Here is a 20,798-nt window from a genome sequence, read left to right as displayed (position 1 = left end):
GGAGAAACACCACAGCGAGGAAGTCGTCGCTGTGGCGTCTACACGTACTCGAGAATGTCCCGGAAGTTGATCGCGACGGCGAGCGCAATGCTGACAATAAGCACAATAATCGTCGCCATCGGGTCCATCGCCTCGGTGCCTTGAGAGTACACCACCATCCCGTACATCTCTTTAGTCAGCGCATCCATGGTCCCGCCGACGAAGAAGACGCGAATGAAGTCCTCGAACGAACGGAGCCATGCGAAGATGAAGCCGGCCGCGATCGCGGGCGAGATGATCGGGAGAGTGACGTCTGTCAGCACGCTTCGACTGCCCGCACCGAGGTCGCGCGCCCCCTCCTCAAGTTTGCGGTCAAAAACCGCAAGTCTGGCGATTACGGGCAAGACGATAAACGGGAGCCCGTACACGGAGTGAGTAAGCACGGTCGCAAAGAATCCGGACGGCAGCCCGGCGACGCGGAACAGAATGAGGATCGAGATCCCCATGATGATCCCCGGCATCAACAGCGGGACGATAACGAGCCCCCTGAGTATCGACCTACCGCGGAAGGTGTGCCGTGTAATCGCGAACCCCATTGGGACGCCGATCAGCGCTGCGATTGACGCCGATACAGTCGCCACGAACGCGCTCTGTCTGGCTGCCATCAGGAGCCCCTCGTTAGTGAACAGGCTGACGTAGTTCTGGAGGGTAACCCCCCCGAGGGGGAACAGTACGGAGTTCTCCGTGAACGAGAGCACGATGATCTGCGAGAGCGGGAGCCAGAGGAACACGATGACCCCGATCGTCAACACCCACATACCGTACGATGCGACTGCGGAAACGATCCGGTCTACGGAAACGCTCTCCGTGAGCCCGGGTTCGCCGACGATCTGCGACAGCCAACTGTATTTTTCACGGTCTGACATCGTTCACCCCATCGCCTCCAGGCTGGTGGTACGCATCACGATAGCGAACGCGATTATGGTCGGGATGATCAGGAACAACGACCCGGCCGCGCCGTAGTTGATCGCGTACAGTTCGTTTATTCTCGACGTAAGCACCTCGGCGATCATAGTGAACTTCCCGCGTGCGAGGAACTGCGGCGTGATGAACGTCCCAAGCGCGGGGACGAAGACGAAAACACAGCCGGTGATAAGTCCCTGCGCTGACAGCGGTATCACGATGTCTTTCGCAATCTCCAGTCGCGTTGCCCCGAGGTCCCGCGACGCCTCGATGACGCCGTAATCGATCCCTTCGAGACTCGAGTACAGCGTCAGCAGCATGTACGGGAAGAACGCGTGGGTGAGTGAGATAATCACCGCCACGACCCCGTACTCGAAGACCCCGAGCGGCTCGGAGACGAGGGGAGTCGCAAGCAGTGCCGAGTTGATCAGTCCTTGGCTGCCGAACAGGGAGAGCCACGAGTAGATCCGGACGATGAAGATGGTGAAGAACGGGACTAGGACCGCGAACAGTACTATCTTGAACCGGCGTCCGGACAGCCGCGTGAGCAGGTACGCAACGGGGTACGCGAGAACGACCGTCAGAAACGTGGTTGCCCCTGCGATGCGCAACGAAAGGAAAAACGAGTCGACAAACGGCGTGGTAAACCACCCGCTTTCCCCGACGAATAGTTCTCGGTAGTTCGACACCGAGAAGGACCACACCACGTCGTAGGATTGGTTGACCTCCGCGAAGCTCACCATCACGAGGAACGCAGTCGGAATCAGTATCAGCGTGAGCAGCCATCCGACTCCGGGTCCCACCATGAGCGCGAGCTTCGCCCGTTCGCCTCGCCGTTCGAACGCGTCTCCGAGTTTCTGGATGGTGCCCATCTTTCGCTCACGCGTTCTTGATCCGTTCGAACATCTCGATCCACTCCTCGTCCTGCTCCGCGGGCTTGAAGGGGATCATCCCGTCGAGCACGCCCGGCTCGATCTGGAGCGCCTCCGAGTCGATGTTGCCCATCGCGTCTTGAGAAGTGTTCATGATGTTACGGTTCTCCGACAGCGCTGCGCCGGTCTCGGGACTGATGTACTCGTTCAAGACACGGAAGGAAGCTTCCTTGTTCGAGGAGCCGGCTGTGACGATGGCACCCTCGAACCAAGTGAGTTCCTCTTCGGCCGGCTGAGAGAACCTCACGCTCTCGACGTCGTTCATGATTCCTACGTGGGTGCTCCGGTTCGCGAATGACGCGACGATGTTCCCGTTCTGGTAATCTTGCGTGAGCGTCTCTTCGTCGTGGACGAACCCGAGGAGGTTTGGTTTGAAATCGGTTAGCGTCTCCTCGATAGTCGTGAGCTGTTCGTCGGTGAACGACACCGTGTCGCCCTCGAACGCCTCGGTGTAGCCGAGGGAGAGTCCCGTCGCCATGATCGTCTTGTAGTAGCCGTCATACAGCGTGATGCCCCCCGTGAGATCGACTCCCTCGTACTCCTCGCTGAAGAGGACATCGTAGGAGTGTTCGTGATCCTCCGAGAGGACCGAGCTATCGTATCCGTACGCGTACCACCCGAACTGGACGGGAAGGCCGTAGACGTCGCCGTCACTGGCGAATTGCGTTTCGGCGGCGTCTTGGAACGTCGGATACAGTGCGTCGAAGTTGGTCATGATGTCCATGTCCACCGGCGCGGCCAGATCGGCGTCGATGAACCGGGGCACATACTCGTTGTTCGGTATGACGATGTCGTACTGCTCTCCCCCGCCAGCGTTCACGGTGGAGAACATATTCGCGGAACCGTCGGCTATCGAGATCTCAAGCTCGACGCCGTCGAGCGTCTCCTCAATTTGGTCGTTGACCGCGTCATAGCCGGTCCAGGTGAGGATCGACACAGTCGTTCCGCTACTACCGCCCATACATCCAGACAGGCCCGCGATGCCGGTGACACCGGCCGCGCCTGCCGCTTTGATGAACTGTCGTCTGTCTTCCATGCGTGAGACGAGAGTTCGTCAATACGCAATAAATCTACCGTAGCATAACTAGAACAGTGGATTAATTTCCTTAAATTCATTTGAGTATGGCCTATTTTCGAATATTGTAAATCATATGTCTAATTTTGACTACCAGTTCTAGCAGAGTTCTTCCCAGAGAATTATTTTTTGACTATAAATATTATATCCCAAAATACGTTAGTATCTCTGGTATATACATGATAAAACCGCATATACAATTAGATATTCTCATTTTTGCTGGACAAAGCTTAAATATGATACATGTGTTCTGGACCCATATGACGACACCAACGACGGCAGTACAGCTTGATGGCGTTCGGAAAGATTTCGGCGACACGACCGCTGTAGACGGGATCGACATCGACCTCCGGCACGGCGAGTTCTTCTCGTTGCTCGGTCCGTCGGGTTGCGGAAAAACGACCACGCTACGGATGATCAGCGGGTTCGAGACACCGACCGACGGCTCGATCCGCATCGAAGGCGAAGACGTCGTCCACCGGCCGCCGAACAAGCGGAACACGAACCTCGTGTTTCAGGGACTCTCGCTTTTCCCGCACATGACCGTCGCCGAAAACGTCGGATATGGACTGAAAAAGAACGCCGTTGAGGCCGACGAACGCGACCGGCTCGTCGAGAAGTATCTCGACATCGTTGACCTCTCCGGGTACGGTGACCGGAAGCCACAGGACCTCTCCGGTGGACAACAGCAGCGCGTGGCGATCGCACGTGCGCTGGTGAACGAACCGGATATTCTGCTTCTGGACGAGCCCCTTTCGAGCCTCGACCGGAAGCTGCGCCAGCAGATGCAAGTCGAGCTTCAGGAGATCCACGATCGTGTAGAGAGCACGTTCTTCTACGTAACACACGACCAAGACGTGGCGATGAGCATGTCCGATCGACTCGCCGTAATGAACAACGGGCAGATCGAACAGATCGGGACGCCCAAGGAGATCTACCGCGAACCCGAAACCGCGTTCGTCGCCGATTTTATCGGAGATACGAACCTCCTCGACGGCGTCGTCGAGAACACGACGCACCCGCCGCGACTCGAACTCGACGCCGAGGTCGACGTCACCGTCGAGCTCGGTGAGCCTTCGACCAAAGGCGAGGTGATCGCGTCTATCCGGCCTGAAGAAGTCGAAGTCACGGAGGCCGGGGGCGGCGCCATCGACGGTACCATTGTCGATCAGTATTTCCACGGAGAGCGAACCAATTTAGTGATCGAACCCCACGACGATTCGCTTCCGGAACTCGATGTCGCCGTCCAGGGACGAACGGACGTTCCCGATTCCGGAGAGGTCTCAGTCGACCTCAACGCCGACGCGATGAGCGTGTATGCGAAGTAGCTCCTCGGTCCGGCTGTCGATTCTCGATCCGACTGTCGAAGTGGCCGGTCGGCGATCAGTGGCGCATCACTCGATGACTCGCTGTGATTCAACCCGCCGAATGTGACCGTGTACACACTTGTTGATTTGAACGACAGCAGCGGAGATATATGAACGAACGCACCGACGCAGCCACTGACACCGAAGCGACGACCGTGTTGCTCCACCATAGCGTTTCGGCCGTCTTCGGCGGCGATTTTGTCGACGGAGTGCGTTCCCAGCTAGATGCCGTACTCCCGTCAACGGGCCGGATCGAGACGGCGACGACCGCCGAGGAATCCGGCACGGTAATCAGTGACGCGGACGTTATTTTGACGATCCGCCCGGTTAACGACGAACTCCCTACCGGGACGGCTCCCGACTGGATACAGACCCTCAACTCCGGGGTCGACTCTTATGACCTCGAATCGCTCGGAGAGCGAGGAATCGCGGTGACGAACGCCGCTGGCGTCGCTGCTAATCCGATCGCTGAGCAGGTACTCGGTTACCTGCTCGTCTTCGAACGCCGGATTCACAAGGGAATTCGGCAGCAGGAGCGTGACGGTATCTGGCAGCGATACTCTGCGGGGGAACTCCGCGGAAAGACACTCGGTATCGTCGGAGTCGGCGCTATCGGTACGCGCGTTGCGGAGTTGGCATCAGGGTTTGATATGAAAGTGCTCGGTACAAAACGCACGCCAGAGACGGCCCCGGATGTCGTTGATGAGGCGTACCCGCCGGACGGGCTTCCCAAACTCCTCGCGCGCTCCGACTACCTCGTTCTCGCTTGCCCACTGGTTGAGTCGACACGGGAATTGATCGGTACGGACGAACTCATGTCCATGCGGTCGGACGCGGTGCTGGTGAACATCGCACGCGGTGAGGTGGTAGACCAAGCAGCGCTCGCGACCGCTCTCCAGCAGAACCGGATTCGCGGGGCCGCACTCGACGTGTTCGACGAAGAGCCGCTCCCGCCAGCGTCGCCACTGTGGGACCTTCCGAACGCGGTCGTTACCCCGCACATGGCAGGTTCAACACCGAAGTACGCCGACCGGATCGGAACGCTGTTCGAAGAGAACTACCGGCGGTACGACGACGACGAACTCGAAGAGCTTCGTAACCGAGTCGTGTGAACTACCGCAATCACGGAGGCTCAGGGCTTAGTCGTGGGGTGAATCGGACTGCTGAGAGAGCAACCACTCGGGAGACCATCTCTGGACGTTCTCTCGGTTCGTTCCGTTCACTCCTTCGTCGTCGGTGATCCTACAACCGACCGGTTCAGTCATCCGCCTCGGCTCGGGAAATCTCGGCCCGGACCGTGGCCGCGAGTGCTGCGATCCCCTCGTCGATCTCGGCGGGCGAAGCGTGGCTGAACGAGAGCCGAGCGTTGCGCGTACCCGTATCGGTCGTGTAAAAGAACGATCCCGGAAGATACGTCACGCCCTCGTCGATGGCCCCGGAGAGCATCCGTTCGGCGTCGACTCCATCTGGAAACTCCACCCAAACAAAGAACCCGCCGTTGGGCTCACTCCACGTCGTTCCCGGGGGCATTCGCTCCTCTAAGCTTTCCAACATCCGATCCCGCCGCTTCCGATAGCCTGCCGACAGCTCCTCTATCGCTCGATCAAGCCGTCCATCTTCCGCGTAGCGGGTGATGAGCCCCCGTGTGAAGCTAGGTTCTCCGCCTGCGTTGATACGATCAAACTGTTTAACAAACGACTCCTCGGCGACGATCCAGCCGGTCCTGACGCCCGGGGCAATCGTTTTCGAGAAGGTGTTGACCCGGATTGTTCTGCCCGTCTCGTCGAGTGCCCGGATCGGCAGTGGTTCGGCACCGTCGTATCGGAGTTGGCCGTACGGGTCGTCTGCAAGAATCAGGAAATCGTATCGCACTGCCAGTTCGATCAGGCGCTCGCGTCGCTCTTCTGTGAGAGTCACTCCTGTCGGGTTGTGGAAGTTGGGGATCGTGTACAAAAGCTTCGGGAGGGGGTCGCCGGCCGCTTCGCGCACAGCAAGGTCAGCGGCCAGCGCCTCGATGTCGAGCCCCGCCTCGTCCATCTCCACATCGTCAATATCGACTCCGTAGTTGCGAAAGAGTCGGAGCGCACCCATGAACGTAGGCGCCTCGACAATCACCGTATCACCGGGATCAAGGAACGTCTGGCACACCGTGTCAATCGCATTCGTTGCGCCGTTCGTTAGATGGATCTCATCGGTCGTACAGTCCATCCCGCGGTCGCGGGCCTGATCGACGATCAACTCCGGAAGGGCGTCGGCATACTCGCCGCCTGCGTACTGGAGCGCTCGATCACCTTCAATCTCGAAGAGTGAGTCGGCCGCCGAGACCAATTTGTCATTCGGGAACGAGTCCGGGTACGGGAAACCGAAAGCTAACGGGACGGCACCGGAGTCACGGATACCTCGCCATGCCCCATAGACGGAGCTATCCATCGTCTCTTGGACGGTCTCGGTGAACAAGTGACTGAGGTCGTTTGACTGATCGCGTTCGCTCATTCGAGTTCGTCCGTTGACAGCACCTTCAATGACATAAGTTTATTGGCGTAAAACACAATTAACCAAGCACAGTTATGCGACATAGCTGTCTGTATTTAATCCTATATCATTTTTGTCTGCGCAAATCTGAATTTTCTTGATTGTTTAAAACCAACGGCTCTGTTCGCTCGATACAACAGACTTTCCGTGTGGCGCTTCTCGTGTTCGTATGACGATAGCTACTGGCGATTCTGTGACCCTCGAGTACACGGGACGGCTTGACAATGACACAGTGTTCGACACCTCCCGAGAATCCGTCGCCGAGGAGACTGGCCTCGCCGAGGCGCAGCCTGATCGAGAATACGCCCCGCTGACAGTCGAAATCGGTGACGAGCAGGTCATCGAAGGGATGGAAGAGGGACTGATCGGCCTCGAAGCTGGGGAGACAGAAACGCTGACGATCCCGCCGGAGAAGGCCTACGGCGAGCCCAGTGACGACCAGATTCAGGAGTTCGAAACTGAGGAGCTCACAGAGATGCTCGGCGGGCAGACGCCCGAGGAGGGCACCTATCTCGAAGCCCAGAACGGCAGCCAAGGCGAAGTCGTCCACGTCGATGAGGAGGTCGTCCGAGTGGACTTCAACCCGCGCCTCGCCGGCGAAACGCTGACGTTCGACGTCGAAATCATCGATGTCAACTGAGACCGAACGGCAGCGGTGGTGTCAGCGATCGGTGGTTTCTGTCGGGACGAACACTCGGTTCATCCTGTAACTTACCCGCGTGGCCCTCCGACTGGCGATACAGCCGAGTATGGATGACGGAACCTCCCTTCAGTCAGCGGCGGATTCCGCCGACGGGAATCAGTTCGTCCAGTGTGCTGCCTGCGAATCCGCCCTCCGATCACCGGGAAGAGGGGCCCTCTCGTTTCTGCTGCTCGACCAACTAACGATCCCGCTCGTCGGGTGTGACGACCACCTCGAAGAGTTCCGGTCTCTCTGTGGGCTTGCGACCGAAAGCCGCGCCGAACTGCTCGATCACCACCCGGCCGGCGGGGTCAACTGCCCGAGTTGCCGTCACGCACCGCACCAGCCACAACGGGTCATTCCGGTTGGGAACGGCGGGCTGGCGGTACTCGCATGCGAGACCCATCAGTCCGACATCCTCTCTCGGTTCAGCACAGGTCTCCAGGTACGACAGCATCTCACTTCCTCACTTGACGGAACGTCCACTGACCCGTGACGGACCAGATACAGACACCCCGAGATGGGTTCGCGGATGATCTCGAAGACCTACCGCCGGAGGAACGATGAGCGATAATCAACGAGGCGTGTTGGTCGTCGGCGATACGACCATCGACCTCTATCCGGTTGACGGGACGTCGATCACACCCGGCAGCCGGTTCGCGTGGCACGTCGGTGGGACGGCGACGAACGTCGCACGATGGGCGGCCTCGCTCGGGAGTGAGACCAGCCTCGTGACGAATATCGGGACTGATGTCATGGGAGAGCTGGCCGCCCAACACCTCGCGGACGGCCCGGTGGACGCGACACACGTGACCCGGGTCGACGCGCCGTCACCGCTCACCCTGTACGTCCCGACGGAAGCTGGCGACCGGTGGAACGCTTGGGTGGCCGGGAGTTGCTACGGCTTCACGCCGCCTGCCGATCCGGCCTCACTCGTGGTCCCGTACGAGTGGGTCCACTTGGAAGGTGTCACGTTACCGACCGAGGTGAACCAGAGTGCGGTTCGGCGGCTCGCCGAGGCGGCCGCGGAACACGGGGCGCACGTCTCGTTCGATCTGAACGGACGCACGAACCAGTGGGCCACTTCCGACGCCTATCAACAGGCGCTCCGCGACGTGTTACGGCACTGTGACCTGATCTTCGCCGGAACGGACGACCTCGCGGTGGCGGACATCGATCGGATGCCGGCGGGCGTCCTCGAACTACTGCCCCCGAATCACTCGGCGACGGTGTTCATCACGGACGGGCCGGGGGAGACGACCGCGGTGACCGTAGAAGACGGTGAGATTACCGAGCGGGTGACTGCGACGCCGCCACCGGCGACGGTCGCGACCACGGCCGGGGCTGGTGACGCGTTCGCTGGCGCAGTCCTCGCCGCACGGGACGACGGCGTCTCGGATCTCAGGGAGTTAGCGACGATCGGGAACACGGCCGGCGCGGCCGCGGTGGCGACGATCGGCCCGTTTGACGCTGACGGCTCTGATCTGACGGGCGAGCTGTTCTGATCCGACGTTGTTCGCGGATTCCAACAGATCCAGCACAGAAGTCGGATGGTCGTCCCCTATTGACTGTGCTCGGGTCAGCGAACGACACTTGCTGCGGGTTTCAACGGAGCCGACGAACGCGGGTTCCGTGACTCGTTCGTGATTTCGACCCCAAATGAGCCGCTGGTGAAGCCTAGCGGAGCGATGGCTATTTCACTTCCCGACGAAATCGCCTCCGTAGGTGACACCCTCGACACATGTCCGATTCAGCCCTCCAAGACGAGCCAACGACGAGTTCGGAAAACACGGCCGGATTAGATCTCGACTGGCTGTCCTTAGAGGACGGCGAAGAGATCCGCTGGGCGAGCACTCCGCACAAATACAGCATCGTTCCGGCGCTCGTCGTCGGACTCCCGCTCTCGGTAGTTCTCATCGGCATCCCGCTGATTGCGGCCAGCTACCTCCAGTACACCAACACCAACTACGTCGTCACGAACAAGGGCCTCTACAGCAAACGCGGAATCCTGTCGCGAGACGTCCAGCAGATCGGCTTTGATAAGGTACAGAACATCTCGTACTCCCAGTCGGCGATCGGGTCGTCGCTGGGATACGGCTCCGTCGACGTCAGCACGGCCGGCGGCTCCGGCGTCGAACTCCAGTTCCGCAGTATTCCGAACCCGGCAGCCGTCCAAGAGCTAATCTCGAAAGAGATCGACAAGCGTCAGCAGCGCGATTCGGCCGGCACGGCCGAGACCGACGACGTGCTCGACCAGATTCTCGTCGAACTCCGTGCGATCCGCTCGGCAGTGGCCGATGACGAGGAACAGGTGACCAATGGATCGTCGAGTTCGGCCGACGCCGAGGCGAGTCCGAACCGGCCTTCAGACGGAACGGTAGACCACCCCGATGAGTGACTCGTGGCTGTTCCTTCGTGACGGAGAGACGGTCGTGTGGGAGGGGACGCCGCGGCTGTCGGCCGCCGTCGGCGGCATCGCCGTCGGGACCGTCATCGTCGGGCTCTGTCTCGCGGCAGCGGCGACGATCGATCCGCGCCTGGCGGCCGCGAGTCTCGTCGGTATCGGCGTCGCCGCGTGGCAGGTTCTGCGGATACGCCGCACCAGGTACGTCGTCACGACCCGTGCCGTTTGGCTCAAACGGGGCGTCCTCGGGAGGACGGTCCGCCGCATCGGGCTGTCACAGGTACAGAACACGGCCTACAGCCAGTCGGTGACCGGTTCGCTGTTCGGGTACGGCACCGTCACCGTGGAGGTCGCCGGTGGCCCCGATCTGGCCTTTCGCCGGATCGACGACCCTGAGGCGGTCCGGCGGACCATCACCGGTCGAATCGGTAGCGACGGCGCGGACGTCCCCGGGACCGTCGATCAGTGGCGCGAAGTGCTCGCGATCGTCCGGGACCTCAAGCGCGCGGTCGAGTAGGAGCCACGAGCCGGATTCTTAGACGAGGATCGTCGAGACCGGATGCGAGATCGCTGTTCGCCTCGAAGCGACACAGCGATCGATGGGAGACCCGCGAACTTGGCCGTCACAACTCGTCCACTCTCGAACCCACGGGGATGAGTGCTCCGTGTCGGGTCCTTCTCCGTCGATTGCACGTACCGATTCGCGCGCGCGACTCGCAGGCCAGTCGATTGACGCCTGCTGGAACGCGTAACCGCTGATGGTCTGCCCCTCGATTCTCCGGCCTCGCGCGTCAGGACAGCCCGCGCAGCGCCCGCCACTTCGCGGCGACGAACCCCGCAAGGATGAACGCGAACCCGGCGACGGTCGCGGGCGTCACGTTCTGCCCGAGCACGAGCCAGCCCGCGATGGCGGCGAAGACGGGAATCACGTACTCGATGAAGCTCATCTCGATAGGACCGAGGTCGTTCAGCAGCGTGAAGTACAGCAGGAAGCCGCCGATGCCGGCGACCGCGGAGAGGTACGCGAGCGCGCCGAGCGCGGCCGGCGTCCACGTGGCGGCCGCGAACGATTGGCCGGGGAGCGCGAGCACCGCGGCGTGGAGGACGACGGCACCGATAGCCATCATCCACGCCTGCGTGGAGAGGAACGGCATCGACGGCGAGCGGCTGTGCGTGACCACCGCGGCGACGGCGAAGGCGAGCGCGGACGCGAGCACGAGCGACACGCCGAGGACGCTGTCCGCGACGTTCGCGGGGTCGGGATCGGCGATGACGACGACGCCGGCGAACCCGAGCGCGACGCCGAGCGCGGTGGCGGCGGTGAACTCCTCGTCGGTCGCAACGAGCCGCGTGAGCGCGGGCGTCACCACGGGAACGAGCCCCAACAGCACGGCGGCGACGCCGCCCGTGACGTACCGCTGACCGGCGAAGAGGAACGCGTGGTGGGCTCCGATGATGAGCGCGCCGCCGACGAGCACGTAGACGTAGTCGTCCCGGGTCCGGGGGCGGACGTCGACGCCGGAGGCGAACACGGCGGCGAACAGTAGCCCGGCGGCCACGTCGAAGCGCACGGCCGCGAACGGCACCGCGGGGAGGTCGGCCAAGCCGACGTCCGTCGCCATGAACGCCGTTCCCCAGACGGCACACAGAAGCAGGTACCGGCCGGCCGTTCCGTAGCGACGCATTCACGCGGAGGTCGCCGCCGCCGGCGAAGTATGCGTCGAACCGCCTCGACGCTCCGAGCGTCCGGACCCGGCAGCCACCGGGTACGACTTAGTGTAGTGCCTCCGTATCGCCGGTATGGATCGGCTGGTCTGCTACAATTGTGGGGCGTCCTATTCGTTCGGGACTGCCGCTCGCTGTACCTGCGGAGAGCCGCTTTGGTTCGAAACCGACGACGAGGCCGTCTCATGGCCCGGCGCGGATCCGGGATCTACCGACGCCGTCTCGTACGGTCACGACAGTCTTTGGCGGTACGAGTCGGTGCTCCCCGCTGTGGCACCCGTAGGACTGGCCGCGGCCGCCGGCGGAACGCCGCTCTTGCGAACGCCGTCGATCGAAACTGCCGACGGACCACGAGTCCACCTCAAACTGGAGGGGACAAATCCGACGGGGAGCTTCAAAGATCGGGGGACCGCCGTCGGTATCGGCCGCGTCGACGGCCCCGTTGGAACCGTTTCGCACGGAAATATGGCGTTGAGCGTCGCTGCTCACGCCGCCGCGACCGACCGTGAGGCGGTCATTCTCGTCGCCGAGGACACGCCGGACTCTCGTCTCGCGATGATCGCCCAGCACGACCCCCACCTGTTCCGTGTTCGCGGCGACTACGGACGACTCTACTACGATACGCTCGACGGCGATCTCGGCGTCACGTTCCTCAACTCCGACAGTCCGCTCCGAGTCGCCGGTCAGAAGACCGTCGCGTACGAGATCTGCGAGGCGTTTCGCCCGGAGGTGCCCGACGCGATCGTCTTACCGGTCAGCAGCGGTGGGCAAGCGAGCGGCGTCTGGAAAGCCCTCCGGGAGCTGAGGTCGGCAGGACTCATCGCCGATCTGCCGCGGATCTATCTCGCACAGGCGGCACGCTGTGATCCGATCGCGCAAGCGTACCGGCGTGGCGCGTCACGGGTTGATCCCGTGACCGACGAACCGACGGCGGCCGTCTCCATCAACAACGCCGACCCACCCAGTGGGAACCGGGCGTTGGCAGCCGTTCACGACACTAATGGGGCCGTGCTGTCTATCGCTGAAGAGACCCTGTTGGCCGAGACGAAGCGCCTCGCCGCCGAGGCTGGCATCGCCGTCGAGCCGTCGTGTGCCGTGGCCACGGCGGCGGTTCAGGAACTGTCCGAGTCTACCGAACTCGGCTCGGACGAGGACGTCGCCGTGATCGTGACCGGATCCGGGTACAAGTACGAGTCACCCGAGACCGAATCCACGGCTGTCCGTGAAATCGATCGAGGTGACGTTCCAGCGGCGGTTCGCGACCTCGCGTCTTGACATCCTCCCCGCGCTAAAGCACGGGGCTTTCTCCTTGTATCTCGGTAGCCGGCGTTCCTCGATAGCGGTGGCCCAGTCGCCAAGATCTACGTGTCCATCGTCGATCTCTCTCGCATCGAATTCTTTTTATGAACCCTTCCGTGATCAGCAGCGTCCTCAGAGCTCCTCGAATCGCTCCACCCCTGCCCGCGCAACCGTCATGTCTTCATCGACGCTGCCGCCGGAGACACCGACGCCGCCGACGACGGTTCCGTCGTCGTTCTCCAGCGGGAACCCGCCACCGAAGGTGACGATTCGACCGCCGTTCGTGTTCCCGATCCCATACAGTGACTCGCCCGGCTGCGACGCCTCGTGGATCGCCTCGGTGTCCAACTTCAGCGACACCGAGGAGTACGCTTTGTTCTGGGCGATGTCGACGCTCCCGAGCAGCGCACCGTCCATCCGGTGGAACGCCACGAGATTCGCACCGCCGTCCATTACCGCGACGCACATCGGCACGTCAATCGCTGCGGCCTCTTCCTCTGCGGCTGTAATTATTTGCTTAGCGACGTCTAATGTTACCGTTGTCATACTGGGTGTACTCCGTCTACCTGTTGTCACGGAAATATAATAAACTAATATGTAGATATCCGTAATGACGAGCAGACGACGAGAGCGAGCAGCGAACGATCGGAGAGTAAGAGGAGGCGACCCGACCGACAGCAGCGACACCAATCTCTAATGAGGCAGTTTTCCCGAACCAGAGGAGGGCGCGTTGCGGATATGTGTTGAAATACTACGGCCACTCACAGCGTTCGGGATGTCAACGTGTTGATCAGGTCGCTGCCTGAAAGCCTTGTCCTCTCTGTGAGCAGTCCTTGTCGACGGCGAACACTGCCGTCGACAAACCGGCGATGTCTATACTCTCCCGCGATCGGGTGTCGACAGGCCCTCGGCAACAGCAACGTCGTGTCCGGCGGCGTACCCGTTCAACTTGGCAGCGATCGGCGACTCGCGCAGCTCCTTATCGCCGTATCCGGCCGCCTCGAATGCATCCATGAACGAGGAGACCGACCGGAGCTTGTACTTCTGGTGGTAGTCCTCAGCGGGGTAGAAACGCGAGAGCTGTTCGACGCGTGTTCCGATCCCTTCGGCAGTGAGTCCCCGCGTCGTGAGGAATTCGTCGAGGACTGCTCGTTGGTCTTCGGTCGCAGCGAACACGATGTTCTGATACTGCGTCTTTCTGGTCTGGTGCTGCGGGTCGTGCGAGTGGAACACCTGACTCAGGAGATCTCGGTACGGTATCGTGTCAGAGTCGAACTCGACTTGGAACACCTCCGTGTGGTCGCCTAGGGAGTGATACGTCGGATCGACCTTCGTTCCGCCGGCGTACCCGACCCGGGTGCGAACCACGCCGTCCATCGCGCCGAACCGGGCATCCGGTCCCCAGAAACACCCGATCCCGAACGTCGCCGTGGCAGTCTCCGCACTCTTCATCGCCCGACTGTCGTACTCGCGTATCTGCGTTTCTGTAATCGTCATTGGAGTCACCAGCCTGGAGAATCGCCGAAGCGCGGGTCGTGGATCCCACCGCATCTACCACCGGTCAGGCTCGCAGTCGTATATATTACGTGTCGATGTCCGTGCGCAGTCGGCAGCGGAACCGACACCACCGCTTGACGATGTGATGGAGAACATCCGACCTGAACTGATTCGGCGGGTGGCGGCGAGAGACCGCGATTCGACCCGAGACATTATCCTACTTCAGCGTAGTCTTCACCGACTCGTGGCGTAACTGGGCCTGTGTCGCGGCAAGGTCGTGCTGTTTATCCTGATGGTGTCGTGCGTGAAAAATATACCCAATACTTTTACGATCGCGGCAGTTCTCTTTTATTGTAACTAGCAGAAGGCGACGATGTAGATGCGCCGACCGCAGGCGACTTGAAAAAGATCGACTCCAAAATCGCTGGACGTGATAGGGGGTCGTTTCCTTCAGAAAAACACAGGAAGCGTATGGGTTGGGGCGGATTCGAACCGCCGGCCTGCTCCGTGTGAAGGAGCCGTCATAACCTGACTAGACCACCAACCCGCGCACTCCGAGGTATCCGACCTCCAGACTTAAGCGTTACCTTACGGCGAAGCTTCATCCCGAACCCGACCCGATCCCGAACCCGACCCGATCCCCCGGCATGACTCACGAACTCCGCTTCCTCGAACGTCTTCGGCAGCGCGTCGCTAGCCTGCTCCACGCGCCGCTGTCGCTCGTCGGCCTCTACGCCGAGCGCGAGACGCCCCGCGAGCAGTACGCGTTCACGCTCCACAAGCCGTCCCCGGTCGTCGAGGCGCAGCTCCACCGGCTCAGCTTCGTCCGCAACCTCGTCTCCTCGCTCAAGTACCGGGCGTACGCGACGCCGCCGGAGACGACCGTCGCCAGCTGGGTCCGCTACCCCGAAGGTGCGCTCGCCAGCGACACCCAACTCCACCTCGCGCTGTACACCGGGACGGACCGCTCGACGACGGACGTGTACGCCCACTGGGAGCCGTCGTGGATCCGCCACCCGATCCGGCACTACCGCGCGACCGACGTCGACGCGCAGGCAGGAATCGAGCGCGCGCGATCGCTGTTCGAGAACGCAGGTATCGAGTACGCGGTCGTGCCCGCAGAAGAGCGGATCGGCGTCGACGCGGACGCGACCGTCCCGGACGACCGATCGCCGCCGGTCCGGTAGTCGACGGTCTACTCCGCGGCGGCGGCGTCTTTGCCCCGGTACTCGGCGACGCGCTCGCGGGCAGACGCGACCGCCTCGCGGGCCTCGCCCTCGGCGCGCTCCTCGATCCGTTTCAGGTCCGCTTGGAGCTTGTCCAGCCGCGACGGTTCCGGCTCCGGCTCCTCGTCCTCTCGGCCGACGAGCTCCTTCACGCGCGTTTCGACCGGCTCCAACTCCTCTGCGACGCCCGCCTTCGCGTGTTCCGTCGCTCGACCGAGGTAGTACCGTGCGTCTTCGAAGTGTTTACTCATATCTGTCCTTTGGTCGAGGGCAGATATAACCTTTGTGGCGATGAGACGAGGACAGTATTCGACGCAATGGCTGCCGAGTCACTGCTACGATCGGAGAATACGGTGTTTTAGAGCCGATACGAGCCGAATACAGTTCTCCGTTCTCACTCGCGCGCGCCCGGCGGCAGCGGGTCGGCGTGGTCGGCAATCGCCTCCGCGACGCGGTGCGGGTGTTCGTGGACGACCCAGTGGGTCGCCTCGTCGATCACGAGCAGGCGGCCGTCCTCGCAGCGTTCGACGCTCTTGTTGGCCAGTCGCCGCGCGAGGAACTGGTCTTGCGCGCCCCAGATCACGAGTGTCGGGACGCTCACCTCCGTTTTGGCCGGCTCCGGGCGGTCGCGGACGATCGCGCGGTACCAGTTCACCATCGCCTCGAAGGCCCCGTGGCGGTTCCACGCTCGGCGGTACCGGCGCAGGTCCTCGTCGGAGAACGTGCCGGGCGCGCTCGTGTCCCGCAGCGCGTTCGTCGCCAGCCGCCAGTTCCCCGCGCTGGCGACCGCCTCGGGGAGCTTCGGCAGCTGGAACGCAAGCATGTACCAGCTCTTGAGCCGCTGGTCCCACGACCCTCGCAGCGCCCGCTCGAAGACGCTCGGGTGCGGGACGTTGACCGCGACCAGCTCCGAGAGCCGGGACTCGTGACCGAGCGCGAGCCACCACGCCACCGCCGCGCCCCAGTCGTGGCCGGCGACGGCGGCCGTCTCGCGGTCGTAGGCGTCGATCAGGCCGACGATGTCGAGCGCGAGTTCGTCGATGTGATAGTCGCTCACGGCCGGCGGCTTCTCCGAGCAGTTGTAGCCGCGCTGGTCGGGGACGACGACGCGGTAGCCCGCGTTCGCGAGCGGCGCGATCGCCTCGTGCCACCCGTACCAGAACTCCGGAAAGCCGTGGAGCAACACGAGCAGTTTCCCGTCTTCGGGGCCGGCCTCGACGACGTGGAGCGTCACGCCGTTCGTCTCGATCGCGCGGGAGCGACCCGGGACCGCGTCCGGGATCTCGTCGGCGGCGATCGGTTCCGGGAGGCGTCCCTCGTCGACCGGCCGGCCCGTCGGCGTGTCACGCATACGACCCCCGTGGGTCGGTGCCGACAAATAGCTACCTCGCCGTCCGACATCGGTGATCGAAATCCTCAAGCCGCTGGCAGGCGCCACTCCAAATATATCCGCAATTTCTCGCGCACCGCACGCCGAGCGTGCGGTACGCGGGAATTCACCTTACACCCTATGACATCCGACTCGTCGACCGCTTCAGCCGTGGACGCGCCGGACGGGGACGCGACCGTCTCGAACGTCGTCCTCGTTACGGTCGACTCGCTGCGCGCGGACGCCGTCTCCCCGTACGACGCCGAGCGCCACTCGCCGGTGATAGACGGGCTCGCGGACGGCGGGACCGTGTTCGACCGCGCGTTCGCGACGGGCAACTGGACGCCGTTCTCGTTCCCCTCGATCCTCGCGTCCGAGCCGGTGTTCGCCCGGTCGGGCGGCATCGGCGTCGACGAGTCGGACACCCTCGCGGAAGTGCTCTCCAAGGCGGGCGTCGCGACCGGCGGCTTCAACGCCGCAAACGGCTTCCTCACCGACCACTGGGGGTATCCGGACGGGTTCGACGAGTTCGAGCCGTTCGTCACGAGCGTCGGCTCCAGCCGGTACAGCCGCTATCTCGCCGCGCACCCGACCGTCGAGGCGTGGATCCAGCTCGCGACCTCGCCGGTCCGTCGGCTCGGCTCGAAGCTCCGCGGCGACGCCGACGACCGCCCGTTCCTCGACGCCTCGCGCATGTTCGACGTCGAGGACGCCGCGACCAAGTTCGTCGACGACACCGACGAGCCGTTCTTCCTGTGGGTCCACTACATGGACACCCACACCCCGTACGTTCCCGCGCCGCGGTACATCCGCGAGGTGTCGGACGGCATCCTCGGGACCCACCAGATGCTTCACGCGCACGCCCGGACGAGCCTCGGGCTCGAAGTGGGCGAGCGGACCCTCCGCGAACTGCGGACGCTGTATCAGGCGACGGTACGACAGGTCGACGCCAGCGTCGGCCGGCTGCTCGACAGCCTGGACGCTGCGGGCGTCGCCGACGACACCGCGGTGTTGCTCGCGGGCGACCACGGCGAGGAGTTCCAGGACCACGGCCACCTCGCCCACTATCCGAAACTGTACGACGAGCTGATCCACGTCCCGCTCGTGGCGGACGTGCCCGGCCTCGACGGCGGGCGCGTCGACGGCCACGTGGGACTCGACGCCATCCCGCCCACCGTCGCCGACCTGCTGGGCGTCGAGCCGTCCGCGAAGTGGCACGGCGAGTCGCTCCTCCCGGCGCTCCGCGGCGACGCGGCGTCCCCCGAGGACCCGGCGGACGATTCTGCCGACGAGCCGGCAGCCGAACCGACAGCCGAAACGGCCGCCGAGCCGACCGACGATCCCGTCGTCTCGGTGACCGTCCGCGGCGAGGAGGTGACCCAGCAGCCGATTCCCCGATCGCTGGCCGACGGCGACCTGCTCGTCAGCGCACGCGACGACGACTGGACGTACATCGAGAACGTCGACGCCGGCGACGTCGAGCTGTACCACCGCCCCTCGGACCCGACCCAACAGGAGAACCTCGCGGTCGACCCCGACGAGCGAGCACAGGCGGTTATCGACCGGTTGAAGCCGGTCGTCGACGACCACGCGGAGCTGCTCCGCGAGCGCGGCGCGGCAGCGGCCGCCGAGCGTGGCGAGGACGGCGACGACGAGGTCGACGAGGATCTTGAAGCCCGTCTCGAAGCGCTCGGGTACAAGTGATGATCCGCGCGACGTTACGCAGCTTCGCGAGCGGCCCGCTCGCGGTCCAGATGCGTCGGTTCATCGTCGTCGGCGCGTTCACCGCGGGGATCCAGATGTGCCTGTTGTGGCTGTTCGATAGCGTCGCCGGGCTGAACTATCTCCTCGCCGCGACGATCGCCATCGAGATCACGATCCTCCTCTCGTACGTGTTCAACAACGCGTGGACGTTCCGGGCGCGCCAGAACACGGGCGTCTCCGAGTACTTCCGCGGCATGCTCAAGACGAACCTCGTTCGCGGGACCGCGTGGCCGATCCAGATCGGCGTCCTCTACGCGCTCGTCGAGTGGGGCGGGATGGTCGCGCTCGTCGCGAACGTGCCCGCGATCCTCATCAGCGGGTTGTACCGGTTCGTCCTCGACTACCAGTGGACGTGGGGGTGAGCCGGGAAGCGGCCCGGTGGCGGACCGGTAGCCGCCCGGGCCCGCCGCTCAAAAGGGCAGCCGCGGTTCGATGCGCTCGACGAGGTCGCGGACCGCCTCTTGCTTGTAGTAGCCGACCGCCGACGCGACCACGATGAGCGCGAGGAGCGCTATCGCCGAGAGGAACTGCCCGTTCGCGATCTCGCCACCGGCGTGGACGGCCAACACGTACGCCGGGAGTCGACCGACGGCGATGACGCCGATGAAGGTGGGGAGCGACCACTTCGTGAGCCCGCTCAGAAAGCAGATCGCGTCGTCGGGGAGCCCGGGGACGACGACGAACGCGAACAACCCGGGGATGCCCACGGTGTCGACGAAGCCGTCGAATCGGGCGACGACGTCTTCGTGGAGGACGCTCTCGACGAAGGAGCGACCGAACCGCTTCGAGAGCGAGAACGCGACCGCGCTGCCGATGAGGACGCCGGTGAGGCTGTACACGGTGCCCCAGAACGAGCCGAAGAGGTACCCCGCGACCACGGCGACCACCTGTCCCGGAATCGGGGCGACGATGACTTGGAGGGCCTGAATGCCGATGAAGACGATCGGCGCGAAGACTCCGAACCCGTCGAGCCACGTGCGGAGGGCCTGCCGGTCGGTGAGAAAGCCGGCGTAGCGGCTCACGAGGACGTAGAGCCCGACCGCGAGGACCGCGACACCGACCGCGGCCGCGATCCCCCGCCGGCGATCCGCCCGCGAGGAGAAGAGTTTCATTCGTGTCGTAGCGGGCGACAGAGCGACTTGAAGGTTACCGATAGCGTCACGCCAGCGGGTCGTCGCTCCAGTAGGCCATCCGCATCGGGATCCCCTCGGCGTCTCGGTAGGTCGCGTCGCCCGGGAGGAACCGGAGGTCGTCGACCGCGTGCCGGGCGACCACCGCCAGCCCGAGCGCGTCCACCGCGTCGTCGACGGTGGGGTCGGCGGCCGCCGACTCGCTCGGGGCGTCGTCGTCGGTCCCGGATTCGGCGTCGACCAGCTCTCGGCAGATCCGTCCGAGCGTTGCGCCCGGCTCGTCGAGGTGGCCGTCGAGGGCGGCGAGGCGCTCGCCGACGCCCGGCGCGGTGGTCTTCGAGCGGTCGAGGCGGCGGCCGTTCAGCCCGCGGAAACACACTTCTGGGTGTGCCTCCATGACGTGTTTCCGCGCCGTCTCGTCTTCCTGGAGGAACGCGTCGACCGCGCCGACCGCCGGCGCGATGTGGTAGGACTGCCGGCTGAGCCCCTTGTCGAGGTCCGCACGGTTCTGCTCGCTCACCGTCTCGTAGTCCGCGCCGTCGCACGCCAGTTCGCACGCCCCGCGCGAGGGCACGGGAAAGACGCTGCTCGGGCGCTCGGCGGCCGACCGCGCGGCCGAGTCGACGGTCTCGCGGTTTGCGAGGGTCTCCGGACCGTCCGGGAGGCCGATCGGCACGTCAACGAGGATTCGGTCGACGCCGTCGTTCCAGAGGGTTTCGAGGTCCGCTTCGAGGCGGCACTGCGGTTCGTCCTCGCCATCGAACACGACTGCGATCCACGCGCCGCCCGCCCAGTCGACGCCCGCGACGGTCTCGGTTGGCATCGATCGATCGTTTTCGCTCCGGCTATTCAAT

The 20,798-nt window shown here is 63.5% G+C and carries 22 protein-coding genes and 1 tRNA gene; 10 read left to right on the top strand and 13 right to left on the bottom strand.

Translation table 11 applies throughout. From position 1 onward, the window contains the following. Positions 1-38: 38 nt before the first annotated feature. The 3 genes from QOL69_RS04275 to QOL69_RS04265 are packed head-to-tail and all read right to left on the bottom strand — an operon-like array spanning position 39 to position 2,910. The gene (locus QOL69_RS04275; RefSeq protein WP_048076255.1) at positions 39-905 is read right to left on the bottom strand and encodes an ABC transporter permease; all 867 of its coding nucleotides are present in this window, start codon (positions 903-905) and stop codon (positions 39-41) included. A gap of 3 nt (positions 906-908) precedes the next feature. Further along, positions 909-1,814 carry an ABC transporter permease gene (locus tag QOL69_RS04270; RefSeq protein WP_048076256.1) on the bottom strand — a complete coding sequence of 302 codons (906 nt, stop codon included), beginning with the start codon at positions 1,812-1,814 and terminating at the stop codon, positions 909-911. Positions 1,815-1,821: 7 nt separating this feature from the next. Beyond that, positions 1,822-2,910: an ABC transporter substrate-binding protein gene (locus QOL69_RS04265; protein ID WP_283402166.1), complete on the bottom strand. Its 1,089-nt coding sequence runs from the start codon at positions 2,908-2,910 to the stop codon at positions 1,822-1,824. Positions 2,911-3,209: 299 nt separating this feature from the next. Between QOL69_RS04265 and QOL69_RS04260 the strand changes: the two genes are divergently transcribed. Beyond that, entirely contained in the window at positions 3,210-4,277 is a 1,068-nt protein-coding gene (locus QOL69_RS04260) for an ABC transporter ATP-binding protein (RefSeq protein ID WP_345782491.1), read from the top strand. 149 nt (positions 4,278-4,426) lie between these two features. Next, positions 4,427-5,428, top strand: a complete 1,002-nt coding sequence (locus tag QOL69_RS04255; RefSeq protein WP_283402164.1) for a D-2-hydroxyacid dehydrogenase — start codon at positions 4,427-4,429, stop codon at positions 5,426-5,428. A 145-nt stretch (positions 5,429-5,573) separates the two neighbouring features. On the opposite strand, the gene QOL69_RS04250 is transcribed toward QOL69_RS04255, so the two are convergent. Next, positions 5,574-6,809 carry an aminotransferase-like domain-containing protein gene (locus QOL69_RS04250; RefSeq protein WP_283402163.1) on the bottom strand — a complete coding sequence of 412 codons (1,236 nt, stop codon included), beginning with the start codon at positions 6,807-6,809 and terminating at the stop codon, positions 5,574-5,576. 208 nt (positions 6,810-7,017) lie between these two features. Between QOL69_RS04250 and QOL69_RS04245 the strand changes: the two genes are divergently transcribed. After that, entirely contained in the window at positions 7,018-7,488 is a 471-nt protein-coding gene (locus QOL69_RS04245) for an FKBP-type peptidyl-prolyl cis-trans isomerase (RefSeq protein ID WP_283402162.1), read from the top strand. A 241-nt stretch (positions 7,489-7,729) separates the two neighbouring features. Here the strand turns inward: QOL69_RS04245 and QOL69_RS04240 are convergent, their stop codons facing one another. After that, positions 7,730-7,987 carry a hypothetical protein gene (locus QOL69_RS04240; RefSeq protein WP_048076261.1) on the bottom strand — a complete coding sequence of 86 codons (258 nt, stop codon included), beginning with the start codon at positions 7,985-7,987 and terminating at the stop codon, positions 7,730-7,732. Positions 7,988-8,093: 106 nt separating this feature from the next. Here QOL69_RS04240 and QOL69_RS04235 point away from each other — a divergent pair, with 106 nt between their 5' ends. The 3 genes from QOL69_RS04235 (at position 8,094) to QOL69_RS04225 (ending at position 10,451) form a co-directional block, all read left to right on the top strand. Continuing rightward, the gene (locus tag QOL69_RS04235; protein ID WP_283402161.1) at positions 8,094-9,035 is read left to right on the top strand and encodes a carbohydrate kinase family protein; all 942 of its coding nucleotides are present in this window, start codon (positions 8,094-8,096) and stop codon (positions 9,033-9,035) included. Positions 9,036-9,271: 236 nt separating this feature from the next. After that, positions 9,272-9,928, top strand: coding sequence for a PH domain-containing protein (locus QOL69_RS04230; protein WP_283402160.1), 657 nt, complete (start codon positions 9,272-9,274; stop codon positions 9,926-9,928). Next, entirely contained in the window at positions 9,921-10,451 is a 531-nt protein-coding gene (locus QOL69_RS04225) for a PH domain-containing protein (protein ID WP_048076264.1), read from the top strand. Before QOL69_RS04230 ends, QOL69_RS04225 begins: the two co-directional genes overlap by 8 nt. A gap of 274 nt (positions 10,452-10,725) precedes the next feature. On the opposite strand, the gene QOL69_RS04220 is transcribed toward QOL69_RS04225, so the two are convergent. Further along, complete coding sequence (locus tag QOL69_RS04220; protein WP_283402159.1) at positions 10,726-11,619, bottom strand: DMT family transporter; 894 nt, start codon at positions 11,617-11,619, stop codon at positions 10,726-10,728. 115 nt (positions 11,620-11,734) lie between these two features. Between QOL69_RS04220 and QOL69_RS04215 the strand changes: the two genes are divergently transcribed. Next, positions 11,735-12,934, top strand: a complete 1,200-nt coding sequence (locus tag QOL69_RS04215) for a threonine synthase (protein ID WP_283402158.1) — start codon at positions 11,735-11,737, stop codon at positions 12,932-12,934. A gap of 156 nt (positions 12,935-13,090) precedes the next feature. Here QOL69_RS04215 and QOL69_RS04210 read toward each other — a convergent pair whose 3' ends face one another. The 3 genes from QOL69_RS04210 to QOL69_RS04200 all read right to left on the bottom strand — a co-directional run bounded on the left by QOL69_RS04210 (position 13,091) and on the right by QOL69_RS04200 (position 15,002). Beyond that, complete coding sequence (locus QOL69_RS04210) at positions 13,091-13,504, bottom strand: GlcG/HbpS family heme-binding protein (protein ID WP_048076267.1); 414 nt, start codon at positions 13,502-13,504, stop codon at positions 13,091-13,093. A gap of 327 nt (positions 13,505-13,831) precedes the next feature. Next, entirely contained in the window at positions 13,832-14,455 is a 624-nt protein-coding gene (locus tag QOL69_RS04205) for a peptide-methionine (S)-S-oxide reductase MsrA (RefSeq protein ID WP_283404208.1), read from the bottom strand. Positions 14,456-14,927: 472 nt separating this feature from the next. After that, positions 14,928-15,002: transfer RNA gene (locus tag QOL69_RS04200), tRNA-Val, on the bottom strand. Between the two features lie 100 nt (positions 15,003-15,102). On the opposite strand from QOL69_RS04200, the gene QOL69_RS04195 reads away from it, so the two are divergent. Next, positions 15,103-15,642, top strand: a complete 540-nt coding sequence (locus QOL69_RS04195; RefSeq protein ID WP_283402157.1) for a hypothetical protein — start codon at positions 15,103-15,105, stop codon at positions 15,640-15,642. 8 nt (positions 15,643-15,650) lie between these two features. Here the strand turns inward: QOL69_RS04195 and QOL69_RS04190 are convergent, their stop codons facing one another. Both QOL69_RS04190 and QOL69_RS04185 read right to left on the bottom strand, forming a co-directional pair. Next, positions 15,651-15,932, bottom strand: a complete 282-nt coding sequence (locus tag QOL69_RS04190; protein ID WP_283402156.1) for a DUF7553 family protein — start codon at positions 15,930-15,932, stop codon at positions 15,651-15,653. Positions 15,933-16,075: 143 nt separating this feature from the next. After that, a complete protein-coding gene (locus QOL69_RS04185) occupies positions 16,076-17,032 on the bottom strand; it encodes an alpha/beta fold hydrolase (RefSeq protein ID WP_283402155.1) in 957 nt (318 codons plus the stop codon). Positions 17,033-17,191: 159 nt separating this feature from the next. Between QOL69_RS04185 and QOL69_RS04180 the strand changes: the two genes are divergently transcribed. Further along, on the top strand, positions 17,192-18,754 hold the full coding sequence (locus QOL69_RS04180; protein WP_283402154.1) for a sulfatase: 1,563 nt from the start codon (positions 17,192-17,194) through the stop codon (positions 18,752-18,754). After that, positions 18,754-19,176, top strand: coding sequence for a GtrA family protein (locus tag QOL69_RS04175; protein WP_048076274.1), 423 nt, complete (start codon positions 18,754-18,756; stop codon positions 19,174-19,176). The genes QOL69_RS04180 and QOL69_RS04175 overlap by 1 nt, the downstream gene beginning before the upstream one ends. 48 nt (positions 19,177-19,224) lie before the next feature. On the opposite strand, the gene QOL69_RS04170 is transcribed toward QOL69_RS04175, so the two are convergent. Both QOL69_RS04170 and QOL69_RS04165 read right to left on the bottom strand, forming a co-directional pair. Next, positions 19,225-19,926, bottom strand: a complete 702-nt coding sequence (locus tag QOL69_RS04170; protein WP_048076275.1) for a TVP38/TMEM64 family protein — start codon at positions 19,924-19,926, stop codon at positions 19,225-19,227. A gap of 46 nt (positions 19,927-19,972) precedes the next feature. Continuing rightward, the gene (locus QOL69_RS04165) at positions 19,973-20,767 is read right to left on the bottom strand and encodes a DUF429 domain-containing protein (protein WP_283402153.1); all 795 of its coding nucleotides are present in this window, start codon (positions 20,765-20,767) and stop codon (positions 19,973-19,975) included. Positions 20,768-20,798 lie beyond the last annotated feature (31 nt).

It is taken from the genome of Halorubrum sp. DM2, assembly GCF_901686465.1.
GTDB lineage: Archaea > Halobacteriota > Halobacteria > Halobacteriales > Haloferacaceae > Halorubrum.
The sequence above is the reverse complement of the archived record's forward strand: the minus strand, read 5'-3'. Positions and strand labels throughout refer to the sequence as shown.